Genomic DNA, 13,675 nt, shown 5'->3' with positions numbered 1-13,675 from the left:
TTTTTTCGGTCGGCTTACCAATGGAAGCCCGCGCCGGCTGCCATGCCGACCTTCCCGCGCGAATTGGCCGATCCGCTGAATTTCACGACCCACCTGCCGTTGTCCGAAAGCTTCGACACGCCGATGGCAAGTGCCGCCTGTCCGTCAAAGCTCGCGACACCCGCGGCCACCATGCTCTTGCCCGGAATGTAGGCCTGCGGCATATTGGCCATGGCCATCGCACCGGCGGTGCCTGCACTGGCATCTTTGGCGATGCTGCGGATCTCACCGCCGAGGGCATTGACGCGTGCATCGGTGTACGCATTGGCCCCCGCGATGCCGCTGTTGAGTTGATTGACGTTGACAGCATCGGTGCCCGCCACGCCCGGCGCCACGTTGTGCACGGTGACCGGACCGGTGGCGCTGCTGCCGCCCATGCTCACGCTGTTGTAATTGATGGATCCATCCGGGTTCGTGTCGTACTTGACCGTCGACTGGTCGATCGCCGCCACCGTGCCCTGCACGCCCCGCAGCTGCGAGACGTTGACCGCATCGCTGTCGGCCGTGCCCGCGGCCACGCCGGTGATCTGGCGGAACTGTCCGCTCGCTGCATTGCCCACCGAGACGGCCGCCAGCGTGCTGGTGGTGGCGCCGATGGCGATGCGTTGCGCGTCGGTGGCCGTGGGCGGCACATAGCCTGCGACGCCCGCCGCCGTCGAGGCGACAGCGCCAGCGCCCAAAGCCACGCCGCCGGCCTGCGTCACGTTGCTGCCCGCGCCCAATGCGACGCCTTGAACGGCTGCGGCCGACGCGCTCGTGCCCATGGCGATCGAATCGGCGAGGTGCGAAGTGGCACCCTGGCCGATCGCGATGCCGCCCGGCGCGCTCTGCTGCACCACCGCGCCATTGCCGATGCCCACGCCGTTGTTGCCGTTGACCACGGTCTGCGGGCCGACCGCCACGGATTCGGCACCGATGGCCAGCGAGTCCGCCGCGGTGGAGTTCGCGTGGAAGTACTGGATCGGCGTGACCGCAAAGGACTGCAACGCACCGCTGAGCTGCCGCACGGTGACGGCGTCCTGTGCCTGCGTGCCGTCGGCCACGTTGGTGATCTGGCGGTAGGTGGTGGCGCTGCCGACGGAGAGGGCGCCCAGCAGCGTGCGGTCGGTGGTGTTGAAGGGGATCAGCGAGCTGCCCGCGGGAATGTTGCCGGTGCCGCCTGCGATCGCGCGGTCGGAGACGGAGCCCGAGCCGATGGCCACGGAACCGGCGACGGTTGCACTGGCGTCCTTGCCCGAGGCCACGGCATCGGCACCGGTCGCACCAAGGTTGTCTTCGTTGCCGCCACCGATGGAGTTGACGCTGTAGTACTTGGTCTTGCTGCCGGCCACCGTGGTGTTCAGCTGGCTCAGGTTGACAGCATCCGTGGCGGCCGTGCCGGCTGCCACGTTCGTGATCTGCGTACCACCGGCATTGATGCCGGTGGTCGTTACGCTCGGGCCTCCCACGATGGTCAGGCCGTTGTTGTCGATCCTGGTGTTGCCTGTGGTCACGGAGTTGAAGGTCGGATCGGCCACCACATCAACCCTGATCTGGTTGCCCGTGCGCGTGACGGTCGTGTTGCTGCCGTTGGCGAAGTCTGCCGTTGCGCCTGGCGCGATGTTTTGCGGCGTCGCCTCGCCATTGGCACTCAGGTTCCATCCCTTGCCCGCTGTTGTTGCCGCCGCCTCGATCGCCTGGTTGGTCTGGTACAGCTGGCTGCCGTTGATCGCATCGGTGCTGGTTGCAGAGAGCCGGCCCGCCGCCACGTTGGTGATCGTGCGTTCGCCGCCCACCGTGCCGACGCTCACCGTGCCCACAGGCGTGATGCCCTGGAAGTTGTAGGTCGTGCCGTTGATCGTCGTGCTGGGCGTGCCGACGGCTGTTGCCGTGGCCGAGCCCGCACCCAGCGCCACGCTGTTGGCCGTGCCGGCCGTGGCACCCAGGCCCATGGCCACACTGGAGGCACCTGCGGCCGTTGCGCCCTTGCCCGATGCGATGGCGTCGGCGCCTGTCGCACCGAGGTTGTCCTCGTTGCCGCCACCGATGGAGTTGACGCTGTAGTACTTGGTCTTGCTGCCGGCCACCGTGGTGTTCAGCTGGCTCAGGTTGACAGCATCCGTGGCGGCCGTGCCGGCTGCCACGTTCGTGATCTGCGTACCACCGGCATTGATGCCGGTGGTCGTTACGCTCGGGCCTCCCACGATGGTCAGGCCGTTGTTGTCGATCCTGGTGTTGCCTGTGGTCACGGAGTTGAAGGTCGGATCGGCCACCACATCAACCCTGATCTGGTTGCCCGTGCGCGTGACGGTCGTGTTGCTGCCGTTGGCGAAGTCTGCCGTTGCGCCTGGCGCGATGTTTTGCGGCGTCGCCTCGCCATTGGCACTCAGGTTCCATCCCTTGCCCGCTGTTGTTGCCGCCGCCTCGATCGCCTGGTTGGTCTGGTACAGCTGGCTGCCGTTGATCGCATCGGTGCTGGTTGCAGAGAGCCGGCCCGCCGCCACGTTGGTGATCGTGCGTTCGCCGCCCACCGTGCCCGTGCCGACACTGACCGTGCTGCTCGGCGTGATGCCCGCGAAGTTGTAGGTCGTGCCATTGATCACGGTGCTGGGCGTGCCGACGGCTGTTGCCGTGACCGAACCGGAACCCAGCGCCACGTCACGCGCGTTGTTCGCGACCGCTGTGTCGCCGAACGCGACCGCGCCCGCGGCCAGCGCTTTGCTGGTGCTGCCGATCGCCACGCTGCCCTGGCCGACCACGGTGTTCTGGTAGCCGATGCCGACCGCGCCCTGCGCCGGCGTGCCGGCCACGCTCACCCCCTGACCGCCCCCGCCGACCATGTTGGTATTGCCCATCGCCACTGAACCGTTGCCGGTGGCGGTGTTGTCCATGCCATTTGCGATCGCGCCGTCGCCAGTGGCGGTGTTCGGGTCACCGATCGCCACCGCGCCGTTGCCGCTGGCGACGTTGCCGGAGCCGATGGAGACCGAGCGACCGCCGGTGGCGGTGGCGTTGGTGCCGATCGCCACCGCTTCGGCCGAATCCGCCCGGGCATTCCTGCCGACCGCAATGGCGTTTGCGGCCGAGGCGGTGGCCAGCCGGCCGACTGCGATCGCTTCCGTCTGGGTCGCGGACGACTCTCCGCCAATGGCAATGGCATCGGCGGCTGCCGCGTTGGCGCCCGCGGTCGTGTTGCCGCCCAGCGCCACAGAACCGGTGCCCGAGGCGCGCACGGCGGTCGCGGCGTCAGTCCCGCCCGAGCCGAGCGCGGTGGCGTTGGTCGAGGCCGCGTTGGCCCGGGTACCGATCGCTACCGCATCCGTGCCGGTTGCCCGGCTGACTATCCCCATCGCGACCGCGCGATCCTGCGATGCCGTCACATCCGTGCCGACAGCGATGGCACCCTCCGCAGTGGCGCCCGCTCCTGCAAGCGTGCGCGCACCAAGATTGATGGAATTTATCTTGGAGGCGATCGACCCGAAGCCAATCGCAATGGCATTCTGGGCGCTCGCGTTGGCGCTGCTGCCTTGTGCGATGGCATCCGTTACGGAAGCGTTTGCCTGGGAGCCGATGGCGATTGCCCTGTCCGCGCTCGCATTCGCGTTCAGACCGATCGACGTCGTCGCGCTGCCCGCGACCCCGATGCCCGCGTTGGTGCCGATGGCGACGTTGTCGTTGCCGCTGACCAGACTGCCTGCCGCGGCCTTCAGGGTGCCGTCGTAGGCGACCGTGCCATCGCCCGAGCCGAAGGCCACGTTGCGCGTTCCCGTGACGCCCGAACCCGCACCCCGCATCACGCTCGCAGTGCCGCCGCCGATGGCGGTGTTCAGTGCGCCGGTCACCAGTGCCCCGGATGCGATACCCAATGCGACTGAACCGGTATTGCCAGCCGTCGAGCCCGCACCGGCACCCTGGCCGACCGCAACGGTGCTGGCACCCATCGCGAGCGCTTGCGCCCCGAGCGCAAGCGAACTATTTCCTACCGCTCGAGCGGCGTTGCCGACCGCGGTGGCTGCGTCGCTGGTTGCCTCTGACTCATTGCCTATTGCGACGGTGCGCAGCCCAAGCGCTTTGCTACTCCATCCCCCGGCAAATGCAAAGTCGGCGCCGGCCGTGGCGCTGACACCGAGCGCTGTGGAATTGGCTCCCGTCGCGGTGGCGAAGGTGCCCAACGCGCTGGCGCCAGCTGCGGTGGCAGTGGCAGAAGCTCCCAGCGCGACCGCATTGATGTTGCTAGCGACCGTGCCGGTACCTACCGCGACTGCAGATGTCGCGGTCGCATTCGCGTTCAAGCCGATCGACGTCGTCCCGCTGGCCGCGACGCCGATGCCTGCGTTGGTGCCGATGGCGATATTGTCGTTGCCGCTGACCAGACTGCCTGCCGAAGCCTTCAAGGTCCCGGCGTAAGTTACCGAGCCGTCGCCGGTGCCGAAGGCGACGTTGCGCGTTCCCGTGACGCCCGAACCCGCGCCCCGGATCTTGCTCTCAACGCCACCGCCGATGGCGGTGTTCTGCGCGCCGGAGACAAGTTGTCCCGCGGCAATACCCACTGCGACCGAACCCGTATTGGCGCTCGTCGAGGCCGCACCGGCCGCCTGGCCGACCGCAACGGTGCCGTCCCCGACCGCCGTTGCGGTCGCCCCGAGGGCGGTGGCCGAGTAGCCGGCGGCCGAGGCTTGGAGGCCAACGGCAATGGCCCGGATCCCGCTGGCATTCACGTCTGTGCCGATAGCAATTGCCGACTCCGCGGACGCTCCGGTTCCTGTGGTGCGCGAACCCACGTAAATGGCGTTGGTGGCTGAGGCAAGGGCGCTGATGCCAAGGCTTGTGGCATTAATGCCCCCGCTGAAGGCGTTAAAACCTATAGCAGTGGCTCCGCCCAGAGTCGCTTGGGACTGTTGACCCGCGCACGTCAAGCTGCCGCTGTAGGAGTAGTAGGGCGCAGCAGTGCAGTTCACCTGCGCCTGCGCCAGCGAGGCCAATCCCGTTCCGCCCATCGCTATCAACACGGTCGCGATCCCCGCTCGCAGGCGCCCCGACGGGAATGATGTAAACACGCCCCCTGCGGCGGCAGTAGGTGCCACGCGACTGCCGCCGCGTTTGCCGCGAGTGCAGGTGAGCTCCGACGCCGCGACCCAGGCGCCGAGGGATTCATTCCAAACTGAACAATAAGTAGTATTCACAGGGCTCCGTCCATTTGATTAAAAAACCGTCTCTCCCTTGGAATTTCTCGGTTAACCGTTGTTAACAACTATTGATGACACCGTTAAATACTGCAACCTGAACTGTTGCTTTTGGGAGCCATTTAGTCCAAATGATTCAAATTTCCAATCGTCAAGAAGAATTCAATAGTAATACTTATTTACTGATTAATTATCTTTGTTACCATGCTTCTGCCCCTTTCATAGCGTTAATTTTTTTGCTTGTAGATGTATTTTTTCGAGGCCGAAATAAACAGTCGCCGCTTTTGTGGACTATTGCCGCGATTGCGAAAAAGTTGAGTAGTGACCTGTGCGGCGACCGGCGAGGCGCCCGGTCCGACCGTGTGCGTTCGTTGGCACGGCGTGCTCGACGGTGAGTAGGGAACCGCAAGATGTGGGTCTACACTCCGACCGGTTCCTGGAGCGGTTTTCTCAATGAAACCGAGCCTCTTTCGGTTGGTTCAGGCCCTCGACAAAGCATCTTTCCTCCTGCCGTTGCGCAAATCTCGGGGCCCCGCACGAAGGTCATGGCGGCATGGACGGCCCAAAAGTAACGGAGAGCGGATTGCCTACAAAAGGAATCGCGGTCACTTGATTTCTCTGCGCGCAGACTGTCTGCCTTTAATTAATTTCACCAACGAGCCAGCCATGAAAGGGGTCTCGTGCGCAAGGCATGGCGTTCAATCAATGTGGCTTCTCCCAAGCCACATCTTCTCGTTTCGTTGCATTGGCATCAAAAACTTAACCTGAAGTTTTCATTTTCAACAGCCGCTGCAGCGATTCGCTCGAAAAAGAATCAGTGGCTCTCAAATTCAATATGAATAAAAAACAACAGATCATGAATTTCCATTGACGCCACTGCCAAAGAATGCGCGATCGAACTGAAATTCAGAAACTCTTGCCAGATCGCATCTCGAGGTCCCTTAACCCCCGTACCACGCCCACCAGCACGTAAACGTTTGCGGGCAGCACCCGTTTCACGATCGCAGGCGTTCGTCTCGCCAGGAACGTGGCGGTCTTGGAAGCGGCGTGGAGACGCAACTGCGACCCAACCTCAAGCTGGGCGCGCCTGTTCAGGCCAGTTTGGCTTTGGTGAAGGACCGCGGCTTCAAGGCCAATCTGAACTGAACGTTCTTACGGCGCCCGTGCGACCGGATTCCAGCGGCGGAGGATGATCTCCGCTGTCGGGGTTTCTGCCGGAGCGGTGTGGCGGCGGCCGCCTGATGAGAGCGCGTGCTCCCCTCTGACGGGGCGGCATCACCACGACGGATCGCCGACGTCAATGCCTCCACGGTGCGCCGCGAAGCCGTCGTGCAGAAACTCGACCAGCGCGCGGGTCTTGGCTGACAGGTGGGCCTAGGTCTGGAAGACCATGAAAATATCCGCTGGCGGCGGCGCCCAGCCGCCTTGCACCTGCCGCAGCCGTCCCGAGCGCAGGTAAGGCGCTGAGCGCTGCGAACGCACGTCAGGATGCCGTGCCGCCGAGTGCCCAGGCCAGGGCGCACTCGCCGTCATTGCTGCTCAGCGCGCCGCGCACGTTCACCGTCTCCTACTTGCCGCCCGAGCGCAAGTGCCATGACCAGAAAGCTTCGTCGCCCTCGCGGATGAACAGGCAACTGTGCCGCGGCGATTCGCGTGCGTTTCGCCCCCGTGCGGACGTACGGCGACGCGTTGGCCGAGCACTGCCGGTTAGCGGCGCTCGACGGCGAAGGCGACAGCATCAATGCGAGGTTCATGACGCCGCCTGCGCCCGCAGCGAGGGACCTCCTACCCGGGCCAGCACCGCAAGGAACTGCATAACCACGGATTCAAGTTCACTCTGAACTGGGCTTTCTGAGGGAGATCGCTATGACCGCTCGGAACTTTTCAACCATTGCCGCGGCCAGCAAAGCCGTCAATTTCGTGCTCGCCGAAACGTCCTATTGGGGGCGAGGTCAGCATGCCCGAGCGTGGTCTCGCGCGCAGCCCAGTGAACTGCAGGCAACACCTACACCGGCGGCACCACCCGGGGGCGGCACGCTCCCCAAAGACCTGCGCACTGCCTACGCGCTCCAGGTGCTCGACCGTGGCGGTGCGATCGAACATACCCAGGCAGTGCATGACGACGACCCCATGCCCAGCAGGAAGCCGGCCACTATCAGGCACACGGAGTGACGAGGCGAGGCAGCTACATCAGCAAGCGCCATGGTCGTCAAACGGCGGCAGCGGCGAGCGAGATCAGCGTCTCGACACGGACTACGACACGCCCACGCGAAGTTGCAGTGCCAGCATGCCGATGAAGTGCATGGCCCATACGCCAACGCCGCCAAGGGCGAGCCCGTCGGTGGCGGAGTGATAGAGGCTGATGCGGCCTCCAGGCCCCACGATTCGGCGGGCGGCGGTGAGCGCGATCAAAGAGCCTGCGACCGGAACGAAATAAGGCCACGCAACCAGCAGACGTTGTACGAAGGGCGTGAGAGGTACATGCGAGTTTGTGCGTTTGACCAGTGAACAAAGCTTAGACCGCCTTCGCTGCGCGCCGCGACACGAAGAAGAACGCGGCTGACAGGCAGGAAGACAGGGTATCGGGTGAGCATCACGGACACCGCTGGGGTAACGGAGGACGCCCGCCACTCGAAGCTTTCGAGTTCGGGAATGAAGGCCAGCACTGTCCATTCAAACGGAATTTGATTTCCTTCGGTACACGGGCAACTCAGCCTGACTGGACCCTGAAGAAGACCCCACCCAGTCGCTTCAAGCCGACGCGGCTCATCGACGAATCACATATTCGTATCTTGCGTGTGAATTAGTTAATAAAAGTCAACAAAGGTTAACTGAGCCGGCGATCAATTCGGGCACTTGTTACATATGCTCGCCCGCTCACGCTTGACGTTGTAGCGCAAAGGTTCTGCTCGGCCACTGCCGTTGTTTCTGAACCTGGCTTGCACCGCGTCGTTCCTCCGCGGCGGCGGAATCCCCATCAGGAACATCATGAACAAAGTCTTTCGCATCGTGTGGAACGATGCTCTGGCGGCATGGACCGTCGTTTCGGAGTTGAGCCGTGGCCACGCGAAAGCGCGCGCCACCGTGAGCGTCGCAGGGGCCGCAGCCGCGCTGGCCCTGAGCACTCTGTCGATGCCCGCTTCGGCGGATTGCACGGCCTCGGGCGCGGCGATCAGCTGCAGCACGGCCGGGGGCGCGCAAGGCACGACCGTCGGGACGGGGCCGACGACGGCGAGCAACACCTCGGTGGAGGTGCTGTCGGGGGCCCAGATCCAAACGAACAACGCTACCGCGATCAGCCTCGGCAACAACGCCACCATCACGGTTCGCAGCGGCGCCACGGTCCAGAACAGCTCGACGGGCGCAGACAGCCCCTACGGGGGCAACCTCGGTGCCAACACGATCGAGTTCAACAACAACAGCACCCTCGTCATCGAGCAAACAGCCAAGGTCTTGGCCTATGGAACGGCCTCCAATTCGGAGGCCATCAATCCCGTGGGCAGCGGCAACACGATCATCAATCACGGCACCGTGCAATCGACCCATGCCGCGATCTGGTTCCAGGCGACTTCCGGCAACAACACTGTCCTCAACACCGGCTCGATGGAAGCGGGCTACGTGGCGGGCAACACCAATCCAGGCACCGCCACGGTGTTCGGCGCCAACGGGACCGCCGCCGTCGACTTCACGAACAAGGGCAGCGTCATCGGGTCGCTCCTCTTTGCAGGCGGCAACGATGCGCTGCATGTCTACACGGGGTCCTCGATCACCGGCAACATCAGCGGCGGTGGCGGCGCCAACCTCCTGACGCTCGAAAGCGAAACCGGTGGCGCCTCGACGTTTGCCCCGCTTTCCCTGGCCGGGTTCCAGACGCTGCAGAGCAATGGCGGGGTCTGGACCTTCAACGTCGCGCTTCCGTCGTCGGGCATCACCAGCACGACCGTCAACGGCGGCACGTTCATCCTCGGTGCCAACGCCAGCACCTACACGGGCAGCATGACCGTGGGCCCAGCCGGCGTACTGCAAAGCAGCGCGCAATTCGCACCTTCGTCGATCACCGACAACGGACTGGTGCGTTTCGCCCAGCCCGACAACGCGACCTATGGCGGCCTCCTGAGCGGCACGGGCGGCATCGAGAAGACCGGCGCAGGCACGCTCACGCTGACGCAGGACCAGGCCTTCACCGGCACCACCACGGTCAGCGCCGGCGTGTTGCAGTTGGGCAGCGGTGGCACCACCGGCTCGGTGAAAGGCAACATCGTCGACAACGCGACGCTCAGCATCCAGCGCTCCAACGCGCTCACAGTGTCGGGCACCATCAGCGGCACCGGCTCGCTGGTGCAGGCCGGTACGGGCACGACGATCCTCACCGCCGACAACAGCTACGAAGGCGGCACCGTCATCAGCGCCGGCACGCTGCAGCTCGGCAACGGCGGCACCACGGGCAGCATCGTGGGCAACGTCCTGAACAACGCGACACTGGCCGTCAACCGCTCGGACGCGCTCACGCTGTCGGGCACCATCAGCGGCACCGGCTCGCTCGTCAAGGAAGGCGCCGGAACCACGACGCTCACCGCGGCCAACAGCTACGGCGGCGGCACCGCGCTCAAGCAAGGCCGGTTGAACGTCGGCAACAACCTGGCGCTGGGTACCGGCACGCTGGCGATGGACGACGGCACCACGCTCGGCTTCGTCGCGGACGGTCTGAACCTTGCCAACGCGGTGGTCCTCACGGGCAGCAACGACCCGGTGATCGATACCGGCAGCTTCAGCGCCACCCTCAGCGGCGACATCACCGGCGGCGGCTTCATCACCAAGGTCGGCACCGGCACCCTCACGCTCTCGGGTGCCAACAGCTATACCGGCGCGACCGATGTGGCCGAAGGCACCCTGAAGGCCGGTGCGACCGGCACCTTCAGCGCGCCCTCGGCCCACACCGTGCGAAGCGGAGCCACCATGGACCTCGCTGGCTTCAGCCAGACGGTCGCATCGCTCGCCAACAGCGGCACCGTCTCGCTCGTGGGCACCACGCCGGGGACCACCCTCACCGTCAACGGCGCCTACGTGGGCAACAACGGCGTGCTGCGACTGGGCACCTTCCTCGGTGACAGCACCAGCGTGAGCGACCGGCTGGTGCTCAATGGCGCGAGCGCTTCGGCCAGCGGCAAGACCAGCGTGCAGATCACCCAGCTCGGCGGCCTGGGCGCGTTGACCACGGGCAACGGCATCGAGGTGGTCTCGGCGCTCAATGGCGCCACCACCACCGCGCAGACTACCAAGGACGCGTTCACGCTCGCAGGCGGCCACGTCGATGCGGGCGCGTACGAGTACCGCCTGTATGCCGCAGATGCCAACGGGGCGGGAGAGAACTGGTACCTGCGATCGACCACGCCGGCGACGGCAGGCACCGGTGGCACGACGGGCGGTGCAACAGGTGGCACGAGCGGCACGGGTGGTGCAGGCCCAGGCGTCCTGCAAGTGCCTGCCTACCGCGCCGAAGTGCCTTTGCTCTCCGCGCTTCCAAGCCAGGTGCGTCAGGCGGATCTCGCTATGATCGGCAACCTGCATCAGCGAATTGGGGATGACGATGCCAAGGCTGGCGCAGCGGCATCTGCCGATGCCGAGCGCCGCGCCTGGGGCCGCGTGATCGCCTCCGACATCGACATCCGCCAGCAAGGCACCGTCAATCCGCACAGCAAGGGCAACGTCAAGGGTTTCCAGGCCGGCACCGATCTGTTCGCCACCCCGAACTGGCGTGCCGGCGTGTACGTCGGCCAACTCGATGGCAGCGTCAGGGTCAGCGGCTTCGCGAGCGGCATCGCCAACCTGGCCGTGGGTTCCAACGACCTGCGCAGCCGGTATCTGGGTGCTTATGGCACCTGGACCGCCGATTCGGGGTTCTACGCCGATGCCGTGCTGCAAGCGGGCCATCATCGCTACACCATTGCCCCCTTGTCGAACCTGCGCAGCGCAGGCAAGGGCGACAGCCTGACGGCTTCGATCGAAGTCGGCCAGGCCTTCGCGATGGGCGACAGCGGCTGGAAGATCGAACCGCAGTTGCAGCTGATCCACCAGCGCATCAGCCTGGACGATGTCGCGGTTTCCGGCGCCAATGTGCGGCAGGACAGCGATAGCGGCTGGATTGCGCGCATCGGCGTGCGCGTGAAGGGCGAGCTCTCCACGGGCCTCGGCACGCTCCAGCCGTACGGCCGCTTCAACCTTTACAGGGCGAGCAGCGGTGCTGATGTGGCCCGCTTCATCAGCCCCGCCGCCACGACCGACATCACCAGCCGCACCGGCTCCACAGTCAGCGAACTGGCCGGCGGCCTCACCCTGGCGCTGAGCCAGACGACCAGCGTCTATGGTGAGATCGGCAAGCTGTGGGCCTCGGGCGGCGCTACGAACGTGAAGACCTCCCTGCGGGGTTCAATCGGGCTGCGCGTGAAGTGGTAAGCGCCCGCCGTGTCACGAATCAGGGTCTTGTACGTCAATACAAGCTGTGACCCTGTACCCGAATCAGTAGCGCTCGGAAGTAGAAACTTCCGGCTCCTCTGACATCGCCGTTGCTGCCTGCAGGCAGCAACGGCGGGCGAATTCGGCAGGTGTCGCCCCTCCAGGCAGAGTGGGGACGACTCTCGTTGTAGTCCTGACGCCAAGCCTCGATCTTGGCCTGTGCGTCGGCCAATGACAAGAACCAATGTGCGTTCAGACACTCCGGGCGAAGCCTGCCGTTGAAACTCTCCACTGCAGCATTATCGGTGGGCTTGCCCGGTCGGCTGAAGTCGAGTTCCACGCCGCGCTCATAGGCCCATTTGTCCATCACTTTGGAGATGAACTCGCTGCCGTTATCGGTCTTGATCGTGCCCGGCAGGCCACGCCGCACCGCGATCGCATTGAGTGTTCTCACGACATCATCTCCCTTCAGGCTCTGAGCGACCTCGATGGCCAGACACTCGCGCGTGAACAGATCCACCACCGTGAGCATGCGCAGCTTGCGCCCGTCAAACAGCGCGTCGGCCGTGACAGCCCTTGCTCCCTGTAAAGCCGGTAGATCCGTTTGACGTTATCGGTGTGGCCTTCGCGGCGCAACAGAACGTGCACCCGGCGGTAGCCGTAGTGCACACGCGTGTCGGTGATCTCCTTGATCCGCATCTTCAGCGCCGACTCGTCCTTCTTGACGGGCTTGTACAAGTAGGTCGACGCCGACATCTTCACCACGCGCAAGGCGTTGCGCTGGCTGCATCCAAAACGCTGAATCAGCTCGGGCACCAACGCGCGGCGCTGCGAAGGCCCCAGAGCTTTTTTGCGACCACCGCCTGCAGCATGGCCTTATCCAGGCTCAGATCGACCACGATCTGCTTGAGCTTGCGGTTCTCTTCCTCGAGTTGACGCAGACGGCGAAGCTCAGACGGCCCCACGCCCGCGTATTTCTTGCGCCACACGTAGAAGGTTGCATCGCTGATGCCCATCTTGCGACAGACCTCTTCAACGCTCGTGCCCAGCTCGGCCTGCTTCAACACAAAGGCGATCTGATCCTCAGTGAACTTGCTCTTCTTCACGACATGCTCCTGGCCCAAATAGGGCCTTCATCATGCCGGTCGTTCTGTTACCGAACGGTACGGAACCCTGGGACAGGGTCAGTGAGCCTTGGACTTGCGGCATAAACCAGTCCAAGTTTTGATCCGCACCCCCGTCACGGCCGCCGCAGGGGGCATGGCCAAGGAGGGCTTCATTCCATTCGCGACAACCTATGCAGTCTTCGGCACCCGCCGCGCTGCCCGGCCTGACCACCGGATACGGGCCGAGTCATCAGGCGACCGAGGATCTGGCACGGATGCGAAGCATCCCGAGCATGACCATCATCGATCCTTGCGACGCGCTCGACGTCGAACAGGCAGTCCCCCAGATGCCGACCATTCAGGCCCCGTCTACATGCGACTGCCGCGCGGCAACGTTCCGCTCGTGCTGGACGAGTACGACTACAAGTTCGAGTTCGGCAAGGCCAAGCTGATTCGCGGTGGGAACGGCGTCCTGGTGATTTCCAGCGGCTTCATGACGATGCGCTCGCTGGAAGTCGCTCAGCTGCTTCAAAGCGATGGAGTGGACGTTGCCGTTCTGCACGTTCCGACGATCAAGCCGCTCGACGAAGCAGCCATCCTCACGGAGGCTCGCCGATCCGGACGGCTGGTGGTGGTCGCGGAGAACCACTCGGTGATCGGCGGCCTTGGAGAGGCTGTTGCGAGCCTCCTGATGCGATCAGGTGTCATGGTGCCATTCCACCAGATCGGCCTGCCCGATCTCTTTCTCGACGCGGGGGCGCTGCCGACCTTGCACGATCGCTACGGGATTTCGACGCAGGCCATGGGCCAGCAAATCAAGGGCTGGCTCTAGCCGCAGACAAACCAGTTCGCCCACGAGAACGAGGGAGACCCACTGAATCTGGGGCAGCCAACCCCTCCCTCTGCCCTGCGGCA

At 64.6% G+C, this 13,675-nt stretch carries 4 protein-coding genes and 3 pseudogenes; 3 read left to right on the top strand and 4 right to left on the bottom strand.

Translation table 11 applies throughout. The annotated features are described in order from the left end of the window. Positions 1-14: 14 nt before the first annotated feature. Together ACHMXA_RS34255 and ACHMXA_RS34250 are read right to left on the bottom strand one after the other, a co-directional pair. The gene (locus tag ACHMXA_RS34255; RefSeq protein ID WP_395322690.1) at positions 15-4,736 is read right to left on the bottom strand and encodes a beta strand repeat-containing protein; all 4,722 of its coding nucleotides are present in this window, start codon (positions 4,734-4,736) and stop codon (positions 15-17) included. A gap of 393 nt (positions 4,737-5,129) precedes the next feature. Next, positions 5,130-5,201, bottom strand: a pseudogene (locus tag ACHMXA_RS34250) (ESPR-type extended signal peptide-containing protein); the annotation flags it as partial. Between the two features lie 1,866 nt (positions 5,202-7,067). Between ACHMXA_RS34250 and ACHMXA_RS34245 the strand changes: the two are divergent. Continuing rightward, a complete protein-coding gene (locus tag ACHMXA_RS34245) occupies positions 7,068-7,373 on the top strand; it encodes a hypothetical protein (protein ID WP_395321905.1) in 306 nt (101 codons plus the stop codon). An 81-nt stretch (positions 7,374-7,454) separates the two neighbouring features. Here ACHMXA_RS34245 and ACHMXA_RS34240 read toward each other — a convergent pair whose 3' ends face one another. Next, the gene (locus tag ACHMXA_RS34240; protein ID WP_395321903.1) at positions 7,455-7,583 is read right to left on the bottom strand and encodes an MHYT domain-containing protein; all 129 of its coding nucleotides are present in this window, start codon (positions 7,581-7,583) and stop codon (positions 7,455-7,457) included. 606 nt (positions 7,584-8,189) lie between these two features. Between ACHMXA_RS34240 and ACHMXA_RS34235 the strand changes: the two genes are divergently transcribed. Next, positions 8,190-11,654 carry an autotransporter outer membrane beta-barrel domain-containing protein gene (locus tag ACHMXA_RS34235; protein WP_395321901.1) on the top strand — a complete coding sequence of 1,155 codons (3,465 nt, stop codon included), beginning with the start codon at positions 8,190-8,192 and terminating at the stop codon, positions 11,652-11,654. A gap of 63 nt (positions 11,655-11,717) precedes the next feature. Here the strand turns inward: ACHMXA_RS34235 and ACHMXA_RS34230 are convergent. Next, positions 11,718-12,760: pseudogene (locus ACHMXA_RS34230) on the bottom strand (IS3 family transposase). A 139-nt stretch (positions 12,761-12,899) separates the two neighbouring features. Here ACHMXA_RS34230 and ACHMXA_RS34225 point away from each other — a divergent pair. Continuing rightward, a pseudogene (locus ACHMXA_RS34225) lies at positions 12,900-13,592 on the top strand (transketolase family protein); the annotation flags it as partial. Between the last annotated feature and the right edge of the window lie 83 nt (positions 13,593-13,675).

The sequence above is a fragment of the Variovorax sp. UC74_104 genome, from assembly GCF_044055375.1.
Taxonomy (GTDB): Bacteria; Pseudomonadota; Gammaproteobacteria; order Burkholderiales; family Burkholderiaceae_C; genus Variovorax.
Note: the sequence above shows the minus strand (reverse complement) of the source record. Positions and strands in the feature narration are given on the sequence as shown.